Below are 18219 nucleotides of genomic sequence, written 5' to 3' on the forward strand. Positions count from 1 at the left end.
GAGACTAAACCGACTCCAGTCGGAGCACGCCGTCGACCCGGGTGCAGCGGACCCGGCCGGGCAGGTCGACCCACTTCTGGCCGCGCCAGTCGGTCAGCAGCGCGTCCATCGCGAGCACGTGCTCGTGGAAGAGCTCGGACGCCGGGGACCCCGCGGCCAGGGCCGCGAGCCTGAGAACCCGGCGCCGGATCGGGGTGGGCTGGCGCAGGAGCCCGTCGACGGGGAGCCCGCGCAGGTCCTCGTACGCCGCCTCGGCGACGTCGTCGAGCAGGTCCATGTCGGCGCGCAGCTGGTCGGCGGTGCGCGCGAGCGTCTCGGCGACGCCGGGCCCGAGGTGCTCCTCGAGCACCGGGAGGACCGTGTGCCGGACCCGGGAGCGGGCGTACGCCGGATCCCGGTTGTGCGGGTCGTCCCAGGTCGCGTGCCCCTCGACCAGGCAGGCGGTGACGGTGTCGTCCCGCCCGACGTCGAGCAGCGGGCGCACGAAGCGGTCGTAGCGGCGGCGCATGCCCGAGAGCGACCGGCCGCCGGAGCCGCGCGCGAGTCCGAGCAGCACCGTCTCGGCCTGGTCGTCCCGGGTGTGGCCGAGGAGCACGGCGGCGGCGTCGAAGCGGTCGCCGACCTGCTCCAGGACGGCGTACCTCGCCCGGCGTGCCGCCGCCTCGGGCCCGAGCCCGCCCCCCTCGACGCGCACCCGCGCGGTGACGGTCTCGTCGGCGCCCATCCGGGCCATCTGCTCGACGACGGCCGCGGCGTGCTCGGCCGACCCCTCCTGGAGGTCGTGGTCGACGGTGACACCGACGACGTGCCAGCCCGCCTTGCGGCCCTCGAAGACGGTGGCGGACAGGAGCGCGACGGAGTCGGGTCCGCCCGAGCACGCGACGACGACCGTGCGTCCAGGCTCGACGTCGACGAGCGAGCGGCGTACGGCGAGGCGGACGGCTGCGACCGCCGGGTGGAGCGTCATCGTCGGTCCCGGCTCAGAGCACTCGGGCGATCCAGGCGGAGGGCTCGCCGATCTCGGCCTTGGACGGGAGGTTCTCCGGGCGCTCGAAGATCGCGTTGAACTCGGCCATGCCGACCTTGTCGACGACCGTGTGCACGAACTTCGCACCGTCGCGGTACTGCGCCATCTTCGCGTCGAGGCCGAGCAGTCGGCGCAGGGTGCGGTCGAGCAGGCCGACGCCCTGGCGGCGCTTGTTGAAGCGCTTGCGGATGTCCTTGACGGTCGGGATCACCTGCGGGCCCACGCCGTCCATCACGACGTCGGCGTGGCCCTCGAGCAGCGACATCACCCCGGTGACGCGGTCGATGATCTCCTTCTGCTCCGGCGTGCTGACCGCCTCGAGCAGGTTGCCGCCCCGCGCGCCGCCCTTGAGCGACTCGACCATCCGCCGGACCCCGTCGTCGAGCAGGCCGGAGGGCTCGAGCGAGTCGGCGAGCGCGTGCATCTGCGCGAGCAGGTGGTCGCCGAGCCACGGCACGGCCGTGAACTGCACGCGGTGGGTCTCCTCGTGCAGGCACACCCAGAGCCGGAAGTCGTGCGGGTCGACGCCGAGCTCCTGCTCGACGTGCACGATGTTCGGCGCGACCAGCAGCAGCCGGCCCGCGGGCGGGTGGAAGGGGTCGAACTGGCCGAGCACCTTGCCGGCCAGGAAGCCGAGCAGGCCGCCGACCTCGGCGCCGGTGACCCGGGAGCCGACCGCGTGGGCCAGCCCGGACGTCTTCGACCGGCCGGCGAGCTTGTCGACGACCGGGGCGAGCACGGTCGCGAAGCCGTCGGCGTTCGCCTGCACCCAGCCGGGGCGGTCGACGACCACGACCGGCGCGGTGCCGTCGGCTGCGTCGAGCCCGGTGAACCCGCGGACCAGCCCGGTCGACCGGGCGGCGTCGGCCCGCAGCTCGGCGACGACCGCCGCCGCGTCCTCGCGGCTCACCACGGGTCCCTGGCCGGCGAGACGGGAGCCGATCGCGACGGCGAGGTCCCAGTCGACCATGCTCGGGCCGGGGTTGCTCATACGGGGACGTTACCCGTGCGCGGCAACGTACGCCGGGCGCAGCCGCTCAGCAGCGGCAGTCGGCCAGCGCGGAGGTGATCTGGTCGAGCGCCGCGCGCGCGTCGAGGGTGTCGACCGGGTCGATCCGGTCGGAGAGGAACGCGAACACCATCGGCGTGCCCCTGTGGTCGACGACCGTGCCGGCCAGCCCGCTCACCCCGGTCAGCGTGCCGGTCTTGGCCCGCACCGCGCCCCGGCCGGGCGCGTCGACGTCCTGGGTGAACCGCTCGGTCAGCGACCCCGTGAAGCCGGCCACCGGGAGCCCGGTGAGCACCGTCCGCAGCACGGGGTGCTCGGGTGCCGCGGCGACCGCGAGCACGCCGGTGAGCGTGTCTGGGTCGAGCCGGTTGTCGCGGGAGAGCCCGCTGCCGTCGTACACCTCGGCGCCGTCGGTGGGCACGCCCAGCGCGGCGACGGTGTCGAGCACGGCGCCCGCGCCGCCGGCGAACGTCGGGGGCGCCCCGGTCGCCAGGGCGGCGTGTCGGGCGAGCACCTCGGCGGCCTCGTTGTCGCTGGTCGAGATGGTGTGCTCGACGACCTGCCAGAGCGGCGGGCTGGTGACCCGGGCGAGCTCGTCGTCGGCCGGGTCGGCCTGCCGGGGCTCGGGGATCCCCACCACCTCGACGCCGGCCTTGGCGAGCGCCGTCGCGAAAGCCGTGGCCGCTGCCTGCGCGGGGTCCTCGACGCGGCCGAACCCGGACTCGGGGCGGCCCTCGTCGACCCACAGCGACTGGATCGGCGCGACCACCCCGTCGGGGATGTAGGAGTCCGGCCAGTGCGGGTTGACGTCGGGCCCGCTGAAGAGCGTCGCGTCGTACCCGACCCGCACCCGCGTGGTGCCACGCTCGAGCAGACGGGCGGCCGTGTCCCTGGCGAGCGTCACCACGTCGGCGACGTCGGGGTAGCCGTCCTTGCCGGGGCGCTTCGCGGCGAGCAGCGGATCGCCGCCGCCGACCAGCACGATCCGCTTCCGGCCCGGCGCGACGACGGTGGTTGCGAACGTGTGCTCCGGGCCCATGGTCTCGAGCGCGGCCGCGGCCGTGAGGAGCTTGAGGGTGGAGGCGGGCACGGCGTCGTCCGTGCCCTTCGAGTACAGCGGGGTCCCGTCGACGCCGGCCACCGTCGCGAGGACGTGCGGCCCGAGGTCCTCGTCGCGCAGCAGGCGGGCGACGGCCCGGCGCACCTTCGCGGGGTCGGCGACCCCGGTGGCGACGGCCGCGACCGGGCTCGGCTCGGCCAGGGCCGGCAGCGCGAGCCCACTGGGGGGCTCGACGCTCGCCGGCTCCTCGTCGGGGTCGGGCTGGCCGTCGACCAGGTACGCCGTACCCGCTCCGCCGAGCAGCCCGACGACCAGCAGGACCGGCAGCCAGAGGGCGACACGGGAGGCCGCGCGCGACGGGTGGTGTGCGTCACGTCTCCCCACCGTTGACCCCTTCCGACTGCGCGTTTGCCGTCATTGTGCGCGAGACTGACCTGGACCCGTGCGACGGGTCACCTGTTCGCAAGACGATGGTCCCGAGATCGGCGGAGGAAGACGTGCTCGAGTTCGACGTGCTGGTGGAGATCCCGAAGGGTCAGCGCAACAAGTACGAGGTCGACCACGAGTCCGGCCGCATCCGCCTGGACCGGACCCTCTTCACGTCGACGCAGTACCCCGCCGACTACGGCTACATCGAGAACACCCTCGGCCTCGACGGCGACCCGCTCGACGCGATGGTGCTGCTCCAGGAGCCCACCTTCCCGGGCTGCCTGATCCGCTGCCGCGCGATCGGCATGTTCCGGATGACCGACGAGGCCGGCGGCGACGACAAGGTCCTCTGCGTCCCCGCGACCGACCCGCGCCTCGAGCACCTGCGCGACATCTCGCACGTCTCGAAGTTCGACCGCCTCGAGATCCAGCACTTCTTCGAGGTCTACAAGGACCTCGAGCCCGGCAAGTCCGTCGAGGGCGCCGAGTGGGTCGGCCGCACCGAGGCCGAGACCGAGGTGCACGCCTCCTTCGAGCGGCTCAAGACCGAGGGTCACTGACCGGTCGGTCACCCGACCAGATCAGGTGACCTGAGCATCTCCGGCGGCACGCCCCAGGCGTCCACGAGCGGTACGGCGATCGGCCGGACCTGCTGGCAGAGCCGGTTCACCTGGCGGGTGATCGCCTTGGACCGCTGCGCCGACAGGCGGGCGTGCTCCATGAACCAGGCCCGGTCGGCCTCGATCGTCGACAGTGCGAACAGGTCGCAGAGGAGGCCCAGCGCGACCCGGTTGGGCGCGTCGTCGGGCAGTGACCGCATCCGGTCGACGAACGCCTCGAGCACGAGGCGCTCGACATGGGCGTTGGCCGCGCCGACCACGTGGTCCTGCACCTGCGAGAAGACCACGCCGGGGTTGAGGTCCTGGTCGATGCCCCGCTTCAGGCGGCGGGCGACGCCGGCCAGCATGTGCTCCTCGCGGTAGCGCAGCATCGCGAGCTGGTAGTCCGAGTCGAGCAGCCCGGCCTCCTGGTCGCCGTCGTCGCTGCTGCCGCCGGGGAGCAGGTCGCGCACCCGCTCGAGCAGGGTGTGCACCGAGGTCTTCTCGATGACGGTCTCGACCGCGAGGCCGGCGACGAAGCGGACCATCCCGAGCTGGTCCATGTCCTCGAACTCGCTGGCGTAGTCGGTCAGCAGGCCCTTCGCCACGAGCTGCAGCAGCACGTGGTTGTCACCCTCGAACGTCGTGAAGATGTCGCTGTCGGCCTTGAGGGCCGCGAACCGGTTCACGGCCAGGTAGCCCGCCCCGCCGCACGCCTCCCGGCACTCCTGGATGGTGCGGGTCGCGTGCCAGGTGCCGAGCGCCTTCGTGCCGGCCGCCCGCGCCTCGAGCTCGCGGCGGTAGTGCTCGTCGGTCTTGATGCCGGAGAACACCTCGTGCAGCTGCGTGCGTACGACGTCCTGCGCGAAGTGCAGCGCGTAGGTGCGGGCGATCAGCGGGAGGAGCCGCCGCTGGTGCAGGCCGTAGTCGAGCAGCAGCTCCTCTTCGGTCTCCGAGGTCGCCTCGAACTGCCGCCGGCGCACGGCGTACGTCGTCGCGATCGCGAGCGCGACCTTGCTGGCGTTGATGGCGGCGCCGCCGACGCTCACGCGGCCCTGGACGAGCGTGCCGAGCATCGTGAAGAAGCGCCGGTTCGGGTTGTCGATCGGGCTCTCGTAGACGCCCTCGGGGGTCACGTCGGCGAACTGGTTGAGCAGGGCCTCCCGCGGCACCCGCACGCCGTCGAACCAGATCCGGCCGTTGTCGACGCCGTTGAGGCCCATCTTGCGGCCGTCGTCCTCGATGCGGACGCCGGGCGCGACCTCGCCGTCGACGCGGATCGGCACGACGAACGCGTGCACCCCCTCCGACACCCGGTCGTCCTCAGGGCCGACCTCGAGCTGCGCGAAGACGACAGCGAGCTCGGCGTGCTTCGCCGCGTTGCCGATGTAGTCCTTGCGCGACTGGTCACCGTGGGTGGTGATCACGAACTCCTGCGTGTCCACGTCGTACGTCGCAACCGTGCCGAGCGCCTGCACGTTGGAGCCGTGGCCGGTCTCGGTCATCGCGAAGCAGCCCATCAGCCGGCCGGTCACGACGTCGCTGAGGTAGGCGTCGTGGTGCCGCTTGGTCCCCAGCTGGAGGATCGCGCCGCCGAAGAGCCCGAACTGCACGCCGACCTTCACCACCACCGACAGGTCACCGAAGGACAGTGTCTCGAACGCCGCGACCGATGCGCCGATGTCGCCGCCGCCGCCGTACTCCTCGGGGAAGCCCATGCCGGTCTGCCCGGTCGCGGCCATCTCGACGACGAGCTCGCGCACCCGTTCGCGGAAGGCGTCCATGTCGAGCTCGTCGGCCTCGTCGAGGACGGAGGCGTACTTGGCGAGGTTGGTGCGCACGAGGTCGCGCACCTCGGCGTACTCGCCGTCGAGGAGTCGCGTCAGCGCCGGGACGTCGACCTCGGGCGCGGCGTCGGTGGTCATGCCCGGAGGATTACCCACGCCGGGGCGCGGTCAAGCTAATGGTCGACGGGGACGTGCGAGGTCGTCGTGGTGGGGTGCGAGGCGAGGCCGTGCCGGTCGAACTTCTGCCCGCTGGCGATGCCGCCGACGTAGAAGGAGATGAAGGCGATCATCACGCCGGCGATGTCGTCGGCGATGTAGTGCCAGCCGAAGTAGAGCGTGGCGACGACGGTCAGGCCGAAGTTGACCCAGAAGATGATGCGGATGGCCCGCGAGCGGACCGTGAACTGCACCATCAGCGCCCACAGCAGCGAGATGGCCGTGTGCAGGCTGGCGAAGCCCGCGACGGTCTGCGCCTCGCCGTCGCCCCAGAGCACGCCCTGGCGCGCGTTGACCAGCGATTCCATCAGGTCGGTCGTGCCGGTGTGGGTGAGGTCGTACAGGTGGGGGTACTCGAGGCCGGGGCCGATCGTCGGCAGCGCGTAGTAGGAGACGGTGCCGAGCGTCCACGCGATGCCCTGGGCGGTGACGAACCACCAGCCGTAGGAGAGGTTGCGCGACCAGACCAGCCAGACCGTCACCATGATCGCGACCATGGGGATGAAGAGCAGGTAGAAGTTGGAGAGCACGTGCGCGACGACCGTCGTGCCGAGGAGGTCGTGGATGATCGGCCCGGGGTGGTGCCCGAAGAACAGGATCTCGTCGAGGGCCTGCAGCTCGCGGTCGTACATCCGGTCGCTGACCAGCGGGAGGAACGACTTGAGGTTCCGGTAGCAGACGTAGATCACGTAGAAGCAGACGATGCCGAGCACCACCAGCAGGAACCGCTCCCGGGACCAGTGCGCGTGCCAGCGCTCGCGGATCAGCTCCGGCATCCGGCGCGGCCGGCCCCGCGAGATCCAGATCGCGCGCGGCACGAGGTCGAGGAAGAGCGCGCCCAGGCAGAGGATCGGCAGGCGCAGCCAGGACGGTCCGAGGAAGCTGCCCTCGGGGTCGATCAGCGGTCGGCCGACCGACCATGCCGTGATGATCGCCCACAGACCCATGACGATGGCGTTGACCACGAGAAGGGTCCAGGCACGGCGATACACGCCCGCAAGTGTAGGGAGGTTTCGAGACGCCTCGTTCCTCGGCTCCTCAACCACCGTGTCTCTCGAGACCCCGAGGTATCGCGGCCAGTCGTGAGGCGTCCACCACGATCGACACGCGGTCGCCCGGCGCCGGGTGCGCGTCCAGGCGCGCGACGGCGTCGACCTCGCCGATGCCGTCGACATCGACCCGCAGCCGGATCTGCACCGGCGTCACGCGGGCGGCGGTGACCGTGCCGGCGAGCGGTCCCGAGTCCGCGACCACGAGCGCGGAGCGGCGTACGGCGACCGCGCGGCCGCCCAGGTCGAGCCCGGCCGCCCGCATCAGCACGTGGGCGGGATCACCCTCCAGCACGTGGGCATACCCGAGGAAGAGCGCCGTCTCGACGTCGACGGGCTGTCGCCAGACCGCGGTGATGTCGCCCTGCTGCACGATCCGGCCGGCGCGCATGACCGCGAGCCGGTCGGCGACGGCGAACGCCTCCTCCTGGTCGTGGGTGACCATCAGCGCGGTCGTGCCGGCCTCGCGCAGGATGTCGCGCAGGTCGGCCGCGAGCCGCTCGCGCAGGCCGGCGTCGAGCGCCGACAGCGGCTCGTCGAGCAGCAGCAGCCGTGGCTGCACCGCGAGCGAGCGGGCGAGCGCCACGCGCTGGCGCTCGCCGCCGGAGAGCGTCGCCGGCAGCCGGTCGCCGTAGCCGTCGAGCCCCACCAGCGCGAGCAGCTCGCGCACCCGGGCCGCCGCGTTCGGCGTACGCCGGAGGCGCAGCGCGTAGCCGACGTTGCGGGCGACCGTGAGGTGGCCGAAGAGCTGGCCGTCCTGGAACATCAACGCGAAGCCGCGCTTGTGCGTCGGCACGCCGGTCAGGTCGGCGTCGTCCCAGCAGACGCGGCCGGCGCCGACCGGCTCGAGGCCGGCGATCGCGCGCAGCAGCGTCGACTTGCCGGATCCGCTCGGTCCGAGCACGGCGAGCACGTGGCCCTCGTCGAGGGACAGCGAGGCGCCGACGACGGCCGGCACGCCGTCGTACGCCACGGAGACGTCGTCGAGGGTGAGCATCAGAGCGCTCCGACCGAGGGGACGCGCAGCCGCTCGACCGCGAGCATCACGACGGCGGTGGTCGCGGCGAGGACGACGGAGGCGGCGAGGGCCATGCCGTAGTTCATCGCACCCGGGTGCCCGATCAGGTGGAAGATCACGATCGGTACGGTCGGGTTCTCCTCACGGGCCAGGAACGACGTGGCCCCGAACTCCCCCAGCGACACCGCGAAGGCGAAGCCGGCCGCGGCCAGCAGCGGCTTCCAGAGCACCGGCAGGTCGACGCTGGCGAACGTGCGCATCGGCCCCGCGCCGAGCGAGGCCGCTGCCTGCCGCTGCCGGTCGTCGACGCCGCCGAGCGCCGGCGCCAGCGTGCGTACGACGAGCGGGAGGGCCACCAGCGCCTGGGCGATCGGCACCAGCAGCGGGGAGTCGCGGAAGTCGAGCGGGGGCTCGTCGAGCGTGATCAGGAAGCCGAAGCCGAGCGTCACCGCGGACACCCCGAGCGGGAGCATGAACAGGCCGTCCAGCAGGCCGCGGACCCGGCGCTCGGCGCGGCTGTGCGAGCGCCGCGTCACGACGACGGCGACCAGCAGGCCCAGCGTCAGCGACATCCAGGTGGCGTCGACCGCGGTGCGCAGCGACGTCACCAGCGCGTGGGTGACCGGCACCAGCAGCGCCTGGCGCGATCCCTCGGTGGTCAGCGCCCGGTAGTTGTCGATGCTCCAGGCGTCGCCGACCCGGAGGGAGCCGACGACGAGCGCCGCGACCGGCAGCCCGACGAGCACCACGACCAGCCCCGTCGACAGCAGGCTCGGCCAGTCGCCGCGCGAGGGGCGCGGCGGGCGGTCGGTCGAGCGGGCGAGCGTCGGGTCGGGCACGGCGCGCAGCCGGCTGGTGATGAGCAGCAGCGCGGTGATCGCCAGCAGCTGCACGATCGAGAGCGCAGCCGCCGCCTGAAGGTCGAGCAGGTTGGTGGTGAGCAGGTAGATCTCGGTCTCCACCGAGGAGTAGCGCAGGCCGCCGAGGGTGAGCACGACGCCGAAGGCAGTGGCGCAGAAGAGGAAGACCACGCTCGCCGCCGACACGATCGCCGGGCGCAGGGACGGCAGCGTGACGGTGCGGAAGACCTGCGCCGGGCTGGCCCCGAGCGCCGCGGCGGCCTGGGCGGGGCGCGGGTCGAGCGACTCCCAGGCCGCGCCCACGGCCCTGATCACGACGGCCACGTTGAAGAAGGCCAGGCCCGCGATGATCGCGACGGCGGAGCCGTCGAACCCCAGGAAGCCCAGCGGCCCGGCCTCGCCGATCAGCTCGCGGAACGCGACGCCGACGACCACCGTCGGCAGCACGAACGGCACCAGCAGCGCGGCCCGCAGGGCGCGGCGGCCTGGGAACACACGACGGTGCAGCAGGTGCGCCGCGGGTACGCCGAGCAGCACCGCGACCGTCGTACCGGCCAGCGCCGACCAGACCGTGAACCAGACGACCCGTACCGTGCGCGGCCGGGTCAGCACCTCCGCCACGGCGCCCGGGTCGAACGTGCCGTCGACGACGAACCCCTCGCCGATCATGCCGCTCACCGGCAGCACGAAGAACACGCCGAGGACGGCCAGCGGCACCGCCGCCAGGCCGACCAGCGTGGCGATGCGCCTCATGCCCGGGGTCTCATCGACTGGTGACGTCGCTCCAGTCGCGCAGCCACTCGTCGCGGTGCTCCGCGATGTCGGCCGGGTCGACCTCGAGGGGCTCGGTGGGCTGCTCCGCGAACGTCGCCCACTCCGCCGGCAGCTCGACGGACGCGTCGACCGGGAAGACGTACATGCTCGTCGGCAGCGCCGCCTGCACCTCCGGCGTCAGCAGGAAGTCGACGAGGGCCTCGGCGCCGTCGGTGTTCGCGGCCCCGTCGAGCACGCCGGCGTACTCGACCTGCCGGAAGCAGGTGTCGAGCAGCGCGCTGGTCGTCGACGAGCCGTCGTCGGCGATCGTGAACGCCGGCGAGGAGTCGTAGGACAGCACGATCGGGCGCTTGCCCTGGCCGCCTCCCTGCGTGAAGTCGACCTGGTAGGCGTCCGACCAGCCGTCGGTGAGCTTCGCGCCGTTGTCCATCAGGCGCTCCCAGTAGTCCGGCCACTCGTCGCCGTACTCCGCGATGGTCGCCAGCAGGAACGCCATGCCAGGCGAGCTGGTGGCGGCGCCGGAGGTGACGAAGAGGTCGCGGTACGCCGGGTCCGCGAGGTCGTCGAGCCCGGTCGGCGGCTCGAGGTCCTGGTCGGCGAACCAGGTGTCGTCGATGTTCACGCAGACGCTGGCATTGTCGACCGGCGTCAGGGCGTGGTCGTCGTCTCCCGGCAGGCGGTACTGGTCGGCGCCCTCGGGCAGCGTCGCGTCGTACGCCGCGAAGACGCCCTCCTCGAGCGCCCGCGAGGCGAAGGTGTTGTCGACGCCGAAGGCCACGTCGCCCAGCGGGTCCTCCTTGGTCAGCACCAGCTTGTTGGTGAGCGCCCCGGCGTCACCGGAGGCGCGGACGACGAGGTCGTAGCCGGACTCCTGCTCGAACTGCCTCTGGAGCTTCTTCGGCAGCACGAACGACTCGTGGGTCACGAGCACGACCCGGTCCGACTGCTGCTCCTCCGACTCGCTGCCGCTGTCGTTGCCGACGGTCGAGCAGGCCGACGCCGCGAGGACGGTGGCCAGGACGGGTGCGACCATGCGCATGTTTCTCAACTCCGACTCCCTTCGCCGGTGCTAACCGGATCAGGTTCATAGGGTCTGCGGCTGGTCCGCACTCTCAGCACGCTCGCGCGTGCTCCCCTGTCTTGTGGAGTCGAGCCTAGTCCCTCAGCGGGTCAGCGCGGTCACGGCGTCCAGGCGGGCGAGCTTCTCCGGGTTGCGTACGACGTAGAGGCCGGTCACGAGGCCGTCCTCGACGACCATGCTGGCGATCGTGTCGATCTCGCCGTCGATGACCACGCGCAGGGCGGGCGCGCCGTTGACGACCACGACGTCGGCCGCGGCGTCGAGGCCCTCGGAGACGGCGGCCAGGAAGCGCACCACCTTCTCCGCGCCGAGGATCGGGCGCAGGGCGGCCTTCTTGAGGCCGCCGCCGTCGGTGACCAGGACGACGTCGGGCGCGAGCACGTCCATCAGGCTCTGGATGTCACCGGTCGACGCGGCGCGCACGAACTGCTCGAGCACCCGGTCGCGCTCGACCTGCGACGCCTCGGCGCGCGGCCGTCGCTCGGCGACGTGGGCCCGGGCGCGGTGGGCGATCTGCCGCACGGCGGCCGGGGTCTTGTCGACCGAGGCCGCGATCTCGTCGTACTCGAAGCCGAAGACCTCGCGCAGCACGAACACCGCCCGCTCGGTCGGCCCGAGCGTCTCGAGCAGGGTGAGCATCGCCAGCGAGACCGAGTCGGCGAGCTCGACGTCCTCGGCGACGTCGGGCGTCGTCAGCAGCGGCTCGGGCAGCCACGGCCCGACGTACGACTCCCGCCGGCGGGCGTTGCTGCGCATCCGGTCGATGGCGAGCCGCGTCGTGACCCGCACCAGGTAGGCGCGCTCGTCGCGCACCTCGTCGAGGTCGACCTTGACCCAGCGCAGCCAGGCCTCCTGGAGCACGTCCTCGGCGTCGGCCGCGGAGCCGAGCATCTCGTAGGCGACCGTGAACAGCAGGTTGCGGTGCTCGACGAAGAGGTCGGTGGCGCGGCTCTTCCCGCCCATCATGCGTGCCTCACAGTCGACGACGGTACGGCGAGCGGCAGCTCGCACACATCCGAATATCCCTGGCTCTGCAGGCCGGCGGCGGAGTTGAACCGCGAGCGCATGTTCTCCACGGCGATCATCTGGGTGAGCTCGACGACGGCCGGGGTCCCGAGCTGGTCGACGAGGCTCGCCACCATCTCGTCGGTGACGGTCATCGGCGTGGTCGACATCGCGTCGGCGTACGCGAGCACCTCGCGCTCGAGCGGGGTGAACACGTCGGACTCCTGCCAGCGCGGCACCTCGCGGACCTTGGCCTCGTCCAGCCCGTCGTTGTGCGCGAGGAAGTAGCCGAAGTCCAGGCACCAGCTGCAGCCGATCGTGGCGGCACTGGCGAGCTGTGCGTAGGACTTCAGGGCCGGGTCGAGCTCGCGCCACTTCGCGACCTTGCCCTCGAACCCGAGCACCGCCTTGAGCACCGGCTTGTGGTGGAAGTAGGTGTGGACGCCGTCGGGCACCTGCCCGTAGGTGCGTCGGCGTACGCCGTCAGGAACTTCCCGTAGAGCCCGGTGATCGGTGCCTTCGGGATGCGGAACGTGCTGGGCATGTCTCCTCCTCGGATCGTGTCGGCCTCGTGTCGGCATGAAGACGCCGGCCGACCCGTCCGTGTGACAGCCCTACGCTGAACCCCATGCCGAGCCGTCGCCACCAGTTCCTCGCCTGGGCGATCCCGCGGATGCGGAAGTCGGGCGAGATCCTTTCTGCCGACGCCGAGAAGGCCCGGCTGGAGGCGTTGCACCGCACGCTCGAGCCCCGGCTGCCGACCCAGGCGGTGCGCGGCTTCGACAAGCGGTTCTCGGTCGTCACCGAGCAGGTGCAGGGCGAGCGCGGCGCGTTCGCGTCGTACGTCGTGACGCCGCGCCACAGCGACCCGGGCACCACGGTGGTCTACCTGCACGGTGGTGGGTACGTCGCCGGCATCGACCCCTTCCACCTGCGCTACCTCGCGCGGCTGGCGGAGGCACTCGACGCGCGGGTCGTGGTGCCGGACTACCCGGTGGCCCCCGAGCACACCTGGCGCGACTCCCATCACGCGCTCGCCGACCTCACCGCCCGGTGGGGGAAGGACTCCGACCGGCTGGTGCTCGCCGGCGACTCCGCGGGTGGCGGCTACGCGCTCGCCCTGGCGCTGACGCTGCGCGACCGCGGCGGGCCGCAGGCCGACCGGCTGCTGCTGATCGCGCCGTGGGTGGACCTGACGACCAGCACGCCCGAGACCCACCAGTTCTCGGCCCGCGACCCGTGGCTCTTCCTCAGCAAGCTCGAGACGTACGCCGGGTGGTGGGCGGGCTCGCCCGACGACCTCGGCCGGCCGGAGGTGTCACCCGCCCTCGGCGACCTGGCCGGGCTGCCGCCGGCGCTGATGTTCTGCGGCACCCGCGACACCCTCGCCCCCGGCTGCCGGCTGCTCGAGCGGCGTGCCGCCGAGGCCGGCTGGGACCTCGCGTACGTCGAGGTCGCCGACCTGGTGCACGTCTACCCGCTGCTGCCGTGGATCCCGGAGGCCCGGGACGCCTGGGCGCGGACGACGGAGTTCCTCCGATGATCACGATCACCGCCGGCCCGTTCACGGCCCTGGACGCGCCCACGGCGTACGCCGTCTGGAAGCTCCGCCAGGACGTCTTCGTCGTCGAGCAGGACTGCCCCTACCCCGACCTGGACGGCCGCGACGACGAGCCGGGCACGCGGCACGTGCTGCTCCGCGACGACGACAGGGTGCTGGGCTACGCCCGGGTGCTCGACGACGGCGACACCTGGCGGATCGGGCGCGTCGCGCTGGCCGGGCCGGCGCGCGGTCGCGGCCTGGCCGACCCGCTCATGCAGACCGCGCTGCAGGTCGCGAAGGGGCGCGACGTCGTGCTCGACGCCCAGTCGCCGCTGGCGGGGTGGTACGCGACGTTCGGCTTCACCCAGGACGGCCCGGAGTTCGTCGAGGACGGGATCCCGCACATCCCGATGCGCAAGCCGGCCTGACGCTCATCCCTCACGCAGCGGCGTGTGCGGCATCCAGTCGTACACGACCGACGTGCGCAGCAGGATGTCCTGCACGCTGTGGGACCGCGGGTTGATGACGCACCAGACGAGCCCGACCGGGAAGAGGACGTAGAACACCGCGCGGGCCAGCGCGACGAGGACCCCGATCCGCCGACCACGCCACCCGACGACCCGCAGCCCCATCACCTGGCACCCGACGGTGCGCGCCACCCACGCCCAGGCGACCCAGAGGTAGAGCACGGACAGCACGAAGCCCGACGTCAGGGACAGCAGCGGGATCGGCTCCCGGAAGTGGAAGGTGCGCGGGTCGAGGAAGAACAGCACCCCGTTGACGCCCAGGTAGGCCGCGCCGAGCGCCGCCGCGACGACGAGGCCGTCGATGACGGCGGCGACCAGGCGGCTGACCAGGCCCGCGGGCTGCCCCTGGAACGGCCGGGCCTCGCGGGGCAGGTGGCTGAGGTCGGGCTCGGTCACGGAGCCTCCGCAGGGCGGCTCGGTCGACGACGGCTGCGGCGCACCCGGACCCGGTCCACGGCCCGCCCGATCGCCTCGTCGGCGGAGATGCCTTGCATGCGGACGCCGCGCACGGTCTCGGAGGCCATCGACCCCGTGGACTCCCGGATGATCTCGGGCAGGTCGACCTCGGCGATCACGCCCTCGGCGAGGCCCACCAGGTCCACCCGGTCGATGACGGCGTCGACGTCGACGCGCGCCACGATCGCGTCCAGGTCGACCGTCGCGACGATCCCGTCGAGGTCGACCCGCTCCCGGACGATGCGGTCGAGGTCGATGCGGGCCACGATCGCGTCCAGGTCGATCCGGGACGCGACCGCGTCGATGTCCACCCTGCCGACGGCGCCGTCGAGGTCGACGGACGCGACCAGCTGGTCGAGATCGACGTACCGCCGCACCAGGTCGGTCAGGTCCATCCGGGCGAGCAGCTCGCGGGCGAGCACGGGGACGAGCTCGTCGAGGAGCCTGACCACCTCGCGGCGCAAGGCTCGACGATGCACCTCGCCGCGGCGTGCGGCCGCGACCAGCGGGGGCCGCAGCACCAGCGTCACCACGGGGGTCACGACGGGTCGGGCGACCGGCGCGGTCACGGCCACGACCCGCCGGCCGGCCCCGGTCGCGAGACCGGCGGCCACCGCTGCCGCGCCGAGGGTCGCGTCGAGCGCCATGACCACACGCATCGGGTCCTCCTGACGACGATCCGTCAGCCCAGAGTGGACCCACGGACCGTCACCGGCCTCACCCGGTACGGACGAGAAGGGGTCAGGCGGGGGACACGGCCGCGAACACCACGCCGTCGGCGGTGTCGTCGCAGGTGGCCTGCCCGCGGGCGACGAGCAGCTCGAGGTGGGCCTTGGTCTCCATCGAGGCCATGCCCTGCGCGAAGGAGTCGAGCTCGTCGTACGGGTGGTCATGGCGGGTCCACGGCAGCTCGAGGGCGACCTCGTGCCCCGTGCGCGGGCCGGCGGCGAGCGCAACGAGGCTCTGGTCGAGCCGCTCCTCGTGGTGGGCGAGCAGCTCGTCGACGCGGGCGTGCGACGACGGGGCGACCGGTCCGTGCGCGGGCAGCACCGTGAGGTCGGGCAGCGAGCGCACCTTGGTCAGCGACGCCATGAAGTCGCCGAGCGGGTCAGCGACCGGCGGCACCGTGAACCCGATCGACGGGGTGATCGTCGGCAGCACGTGGTCGCCCGCGAACAGCAGGCCGGCGGCCTGCTCGGCGTACACGTAGTGACCGGGGGTGTGGCCGGGCGTGTGCACCGCGTCGAGGGTGCGCGCGCCGACGGCGATCTGCTGGTCGCCGGAGAGCCAGGTGTCGGGGTACTGCCACCACGCCGGGTCCGGCAGCTCGCGCGGGCCCTGCGCCCACTCGTCGGCGATCTCGTGAGCGCCGGCGGTGCGGAGCACGGCGAGGAACGGGCTCTGCTCGAACTCCGCGGCGTTGTTGAGCAGGTCCAGCCCGGGCTTCTCGTCGAGGCCGAGCGCCACGTCGGCGCCGTACTCGTGGCCGAGCACGGTCGCGAGCGTGTAGTGGTCGCGGTGGATGTGGGTGACGAGGAACCGCGTGATGTCGCCGAACCCGTAGCCGATGTCGCCCAGGCACCGCTCGAGCAGGTCGCGCGCCACCTCGATCGACCAGCCGCCGTCGATCAGCGTCAGGCCCTCGTCGGTCTCGATCGCGTAGACGTTGACGGCCTTGAGGCCGTCCATCGGCAGCGGCAGCGGGATCCGGTGGATGCCCTCCGCGACCCGCCAGGCGCCCTCCTTCGACCAGTGCTCGCCGGAGTCCGGCGAGACGGCGTGCGCGGTGGACGTCGTGGAGGTGGTCACGTTCGGACCTTACGGTGCGACGTCCGGGAAGCCGAGGTCGAGGGTCGGCTGCTGGATGCCGCCGTCGATCTCGATGAGCTTCCCGGTGACGTACTGCCCCGCCCGCGACGCGAGGTAGAGCACCCCGGCCGCGATGTCCTCCGGCTCGCCGACCCGACCGAGCGGCGTCTTGGTCTCGAGCTGGCTCATGAGCTCCGGCTGGCCCGCGACGTACTCCAGCGCGCTGGTCATGATCGAGCCGACGTAGATGCCGTTGACCCGGATCCTCGGCGCGAGGTCCTGGGCGGCCATCTTCGTCCAGTGCGCCAGTGCGGCCTTCGCCGTGCCGTAGGCGACGAAGCCGCGGTCCGCCGTACGGCCCATCATCGAGCTGATCGTGACGACGCTCTTCTGCTTGTCCTCGTCCTTCAGCATCAGGGGTACGGCGGCCCGGGTCAGCGCGTGTGCGGTCGCCACGTTGAAGCTGAACGCCTCGTTGAGGAACCGGGGGCTCGTCTGGAGGAACTCCTTGGGGAAGGTGCCTCCGACGTTGTTGACGACCGTGTCGAGCCGGCCGAGCTCGTCGTACGCCGCCTGCGCGAGGCCGGCGACGGCGTCGAGGTCGCTGAGGTCGGCGGCCACGACGACGCAGCGCCGCCCGGTCGCGCGGACCCGCTCCGCCACCGCCTCGAGCTGCTCGGCGGTGCGGGCGGAGATGAGCACGTCGGCGCCGGCCTCGGCGAGCGCGACGGCGGTGGCGGCGCCGAGGCCGCGGCCGGCGCCGGTGACGATCGCGACCTGGCCGTCGACGGAGAAGCGGTCGAGGATGCTCACTGCGACACCAGCCCCTTGCCGGTCACGAGCGGGAGGTCGAGCGCGGTGACGAGCCCGCCGTCCGCGGCGACGACCGCGGGCACGCAGTTCACGAGCCGCTGGGCGGTGACGATCATCCCGGAGACGTTGTGGTCGCCGTGCTCGCCGTGGTGGGTGAAGTCGCACTGCATGTGCGGCTCGCCCTCGATCACGACGCGGTAGCAGCCGCCACCGTCCGGCGGGGTCGGCCACTCCGGGACCTGGTCCGGTGCGGTCCGGGTGATGTGCTCGAGCACGACGCGCGGAACGCCGTCGACCGTGCCGATGACCTGGAAGCGGACCGCCCCCATCGTCCCGGCCTTGACGACGCCGGACACGCTCTCGGCGTCGACCTCGGCGGGCCGGCGGTCGACCTCCTCGACGAGCGGCTCGTCCAGGGTGATGCCGAGGCCGGCGGCGATCTGCCGGACGACGCTCCCCCACGCCATGGAGAGGATGCCCGGGGCCCAGAGGAAGCCCGGCTCGTCCATCGGCCTGCCGAATCCGAAGAGGTCGTTCATGACGACCGGCTGGTAGTAGGTCGAGTAGTCGCAGATCTCCATCACGCGCACCTCGTCGATGCGCTGGGAGAGGCTGGTCAGCACCAGCGGCAGGACGTCGTTGGCGAACCCCGGATCGATGCCGTTCACGTGCAGGCTCGCGCCGGTGGTGCGCCCCGCGTAGGCGATCCGCTCCATCAGCTCCGGCGGCAGGATCCGCTCGGGCCACTGCAGCAGCACCGGTCCGCTCGAGACCACGTTGACCCCGGCCTCGAGGAACCCGATCAGGTCGTGGATCGACTCGAAGACCCGGTCGTCGGTCATCGCGGTGTGCACGATGCAGTCGGGCTCCAAGGCCAGCAGCGCGTCCGTGTCGGTGGTCGCGAGGACGCCGAGCTCACGGCCGAGCTCCGCCAGCTCGCCGGCGTCCCTGCCGTCCTTGGCAGGGCTGGACACCCAGACGCCCACCAGCTCGAGGTCCGGGTGGGCGTCGATGCCCTTGATCGCGTGGCGGCCCACGGTGCCCGTGGACCAGACGACGACGCGGTACGGCGTACGTGGCTCTCCCATACCGGGCAATCTAGAACACGTTCTAGTGCGCTGGGAAGGGCGCCGGAGCTGTAACGGGGTGTTGTGGCA

The 18219-nt window shown here is 72.4% G+C and carries 18 protein-coding genes and 1 riboswitch; of the genes, 3 read left to right on the forward strand and 15 right to left on the reverse strand.

The genetic code is table 11. The features are described 5' to 3' along the window. Nucleotides 1-4: 4 nt before the first annotated feature. The 3 genes from tilS to dacB are packed head-to-tail and all read right to left on the reverse strand — an operon-like array spanning nt 5 to nt 3480. Nucleotides 5-967: a tRNA lysidine(34) synthetase TilS gene (gene tilS / locus ACFQQI_RS21040; protein WP_378568233.1), complete on the reverse strand. Its 963-nt coding sequence runs from the start codon at nt 965-967 to the stop codon at nt 5-7. 13 nt (nt 968-980) lie between these two features. Continuing rightward, a complete protein-coding gene (locus tag ACFQQI_RS21045; RefSeq protein ID WP_378568235.1) occupies nt 981-2018 on the reverse strand; it encodes a zinc-dependent metalloprotease in 1038 nt (345 codons plus the stop codon). Nucleotides 2019-2064: 46 nt separating this feature from the next. Further along, nucleotides 2065-3480, reverse strand: coding sequence for a D-alanyl-D-alanine carboxypeptidase/D-alanyl-D-alanine-endopeptidase (dacB, locus tag ACFQQI_RS21050; RefSeq protein ID WP_378568237.1), 1416 nt, complete (start codon nt 3478-3480; stop codon nt 2065-2067). An 86-nt stretch (nt 3481-3566) separates the two neighbouring features. On the opposite strand from dacB, the gene ACFQQI_RS21055 reads away from it, so the two are divergent. Next, nucleotides 3567-4085, forward strand: coding sequence for an inorganic diphosphatase (locus ACFQQI_RS21055; RefSeq protein WP_378568239.1), 519 nt, complete (start codon nt 3567-3569; stop codon nt 4083-4085). 8 nt (nt 4086-4093) lie between these two features. On the opposite strand, the gene ACFQQI_RS21060 is transcribed toward ACFQQI_RS21055, so the two are convergent. The 7 genes from ACFQQI_RS21060 to ACFQQI_RS21090 form a co-directional block, all read right to left on the reverse strand. Beyond that, nucleotides 4094-6049 (reverse strand): acyl-CoA dehydrogenase, encoded by a 1956-nt coding sequence (locus ACFQQI_RS21060; RefSeq protein ID WP_378568241.1) that lies wholly within the window; start codon nt 6047-6049, stop codon nt 4094-4096. 35 nt (nt 6050-6084) lie between these two features. Beyond that, on the reverse strand, nt 6085-7119 hold the full coding sequence (locus tag ACFQQI_RS21065; RefSeq protein ID WP_378568243.1) for a phosphatase PAP2 family protein: 1035 nt from the start codon (nt 7117-7119) through the stop codon (nt 6085-6087). Nucleotides 7120-7165: 46 nt separating this feature from the next. Continuing rightward, the gene (locus ACFQQI_RS21070; RefSeq protein ID WP_378568245.1) at nt 7166-8173 is read right to left on the reverse strand and encodes an ABC transporter ATP-binding protein; all 1008 of its coding nucleotides are present in this window, start codon (nt 8171-8173) and stop codon (nt 7166-7168) included. After that, entirely contained in the window at nt 8173-9807 is a 1635-nt protein-coding gene (locus ACFQQI_RS21075; RefSeq protein WP_378568247.1) for an ABC transporter permease, read from the reverse strand. The genes ACFQQI_RS21070 and ACFQQI_RS21075 overlap by 1 nt, the downstream gene beginning before the upstream one ends. Nucleotides 9808-9817: 10 nt before the next feature. Further along, nucleotides 9818-10861: a thiamine ABC transporter substrate binding subunit gene (locus ACFQQI_RS21080; RefSeq protein ID WP_378568249.1), complete on the reverse strand. Its 1044-nt coding sequence runs from the start codon at nt 10859-10861 to the stop codon at nt 9818-9820. 5 nt (nt 10862-10866) lie between these two features. Beyond that, a riboswitch (TPP riboswitch) is annotated at nt 10867-10975 on the reverse strand. A gap of 15 nt (nt 10976-10990) precedes the next feature. Further along, the gene (locus tag ACFQQI_RS21085; RefSeq protein WP_378568251.1) at nt 10991-11875 is read right to left on the reverse strand and encodes an RNA polymerase sigma-70 factor; all 885 of its coding nucleotides are present in this window, start codon (nt 11873-11875) and stop codon (nt 10991-10993) included. Beyond that, nucleotides 11872-12369, reverse strand: a complete 498-nt coding sequence (locus ACFQQI_RS21090) for a carboxymuconolactone decarboxylase family protein (protein WP_378568253.1) — start codon at nt 12367-12369, stop codon at nt 11872-11874. The genes ACFQQI_RS21085 and ACFQQI_RS21090 overlap by 4 nt, the downstream gene beginning before the upstream one ends. Before the next feature lie 173 nt (nt 12370-12542). Here ACFQQI_RS21090 and ACFQQI_RS21095 point away from each other — a divergent pair, with 173 nt between their 5' ends. Continuing rightward, nucleotides 12543-13457: an alpha/beta hydrolase gene (locus ACFQQI_RS21095; RefSeq protein ID WP_378568254.1), complete on the forward strand. Its 915-nt coding sequence runs from the start codon at nt 12543-12545 to the stop codon at nt 13455-13457. Next, on the forward strand, nt 13454-13885 hold the full coding sequence (locus ACFQQI_RS21100; RefSeq protein WP_378568256.1) for a GNAT family N-acetyltransferase: 432 nt from the start codon (nt 13454-13456) through the stop codon (nt 13883-13885). The genes ACFQQI_RS21095 and ACFQQI_RS21100 overlap by 4 nt, the downstream gene beginning before the upstream one ends. Nucleotides 13886-13888: 3 nt before the next feature. Here the strand turns inward: ACFQQI_RS21100 and ACFQQI_RS21105 are convergent, their stop codons facing one another. From ACFQQI_RS21105 to ACFQQI_RS21125, 5 genes are all read right to left on the reverse strand, one after another. Beyond that, nucleotides 13889-14380, reverse strand: a complete 492-nt coding sequence (locus tag ACFQQI_RS21105) for an RDD family protein (RefSeq protein WP_378568258.1) — start codon at nt 14378-14380, stop codon at nt 13889-13891. Beyond that, entirely contained in the window at nt 14377-15099 is a 723-nt protein-coding gene (locus tag ACFQQI_RS21110; RefSeq protein ID WP_378568260.1) for a hypothetical protein, read from the reverse strand. The genes ACFQQI_RS21105 and ACFQQI_RS21110 overlap by 4 nt, the downstream gene beginning before the upstream one ends. A gap of 82 nt (nt 15100-15181) precedes the next feature. Further along, nucleotides 15182-16249: an MBL fold metallo-hydrolase gene (locus ACFQQI_RS21115; protein ID WP_378568262.1), complete on the reverse strand. Its 1068-nt coding sequence runs from the start codon at nt 16247-16249 to the stop codon at nt 15182-15184. 9 nt (nt 16250-16258) lie between these two features. Beyond that, nucleotides 16259-17062, reverse strand: a complete 804-nt coding sequence (locus tag ACFQQI_RS21120; RefSeq protein ID WP_378568264.1) for an SDR family oxidoreductase — start codon at nt 17060-17062, stop codon at nt 16259-16261. Beyond that, the gene (locus ACFQQI_RS21125) at nt 17059-18150 is read right to left on the reverse strand and encodes a diacylglycerol kinase (RefSeq protein WP_378568266.1); all 1092 of its coding nucleotides are present in this window, start codon (nt 18148-18150) and stop codon (nt 17059-17061) included. The genes ACFQQI_RS21120 and ACFQQI_RS21125 overlap by 4 nt, the downstream gene beginning before the upstream one ends. Nucleotides 18151-18219 lie beyond the last annotated feature (69 nt).

Origin of the sequence: Nocardioides sp. GCM10030259 (genome assembly GCF_042666375.1) — a bacterium.
GTDB lineage: Bacteria > Actinomycetota > Actinomycetes > Propionibacteriales > Nocardioidaceae > Nocardioides.

Coding starts and splice junctions, on each gene's coding strand:
- tilS (WP_378568233.1), bottom strand. CDS start 967: ATGACGCTCCACCCGGCGGTCGCAGCCGTCCGCCTCGCCGTACGCCGC.
- ACFQQI_RS21045 (WP_378568235.1), bottom strand. CDS start 2,018: ATGAGCAACCCCGGCCCGAGCATGGTCGACTGGGACCTCGCCGTCGCG.
- ACFQQI_RS21055 (WP_378568239.1), top strand. CDS start 3,567: ATGGTCCCGAGATCGGCGGAGGAAGACGTGCTCGAGTTCGACGTGCTG.
- ACFQQI_RS21060 (WP_378568241.1), bottom strand. CDS start 6,049: ATGACCACCGACGCCGCGCCCGAGGTCGACGTCCCGGCGCTGACGCGA.
- ACFQQI_RS21070 (WP_378568245.1), bottom strand. CDS start 8,173: ATGCTCACCCTCGACGACGTCTCCGTGGCGTACGACGGCGTGCCGGCC.
- ACFQQI_RS21075 (WP_378568247.1), bottom strand. CDS start 9,807: ATGAGGCGCATCGCCACGCTGGTCGGCCTGGCGGCGGTGCCGCTGGCC.
- ACFQQI_RS21080 (WP_378568249.1), bottom strand. CDS start 10,861: ATGGTCGCACCCGTCCTGGCCACCGTCCTCGCGGCGTCGGCCTGCTCG.
- ACFQQI_RS21085 (WP_378568251.1), bottom strand. CDS start 11,875: ATGATGGGCGGGAAGAGCCGCGCCACCGACCTCTTCGTCGAGCACCGC.
- ACFQQI_RS21095 (WP_378568254.1), top strand. CDS start 12,543: ATGCCGAGCCGTCGCCACCAGTTCCTCGCCTGGGCGATCCCGCGGATG.
- ACFQQI_RS21100 (WP_378568256.1), top strand. CDS start 13,454: ATGATCACGATCACCGCCGGCCCGTTCACGGCCCTGGACGCGCCCACG.
- ACFQQI_RS21110 (WP_378568260.1), bottom strand. CDS start 15,099: ATGCGTGTGGTCATGGCGCTCGACGCGACCCTCGGCGCGGCAGCGGTG.
- ACFQQI_RS21125 (WP_378568266.1), bottom strand. CDS start 18,150: ATGGGAGAGCCACGTACGCCGTACCGCGTCGTCGTCTGGTCCACGGGC.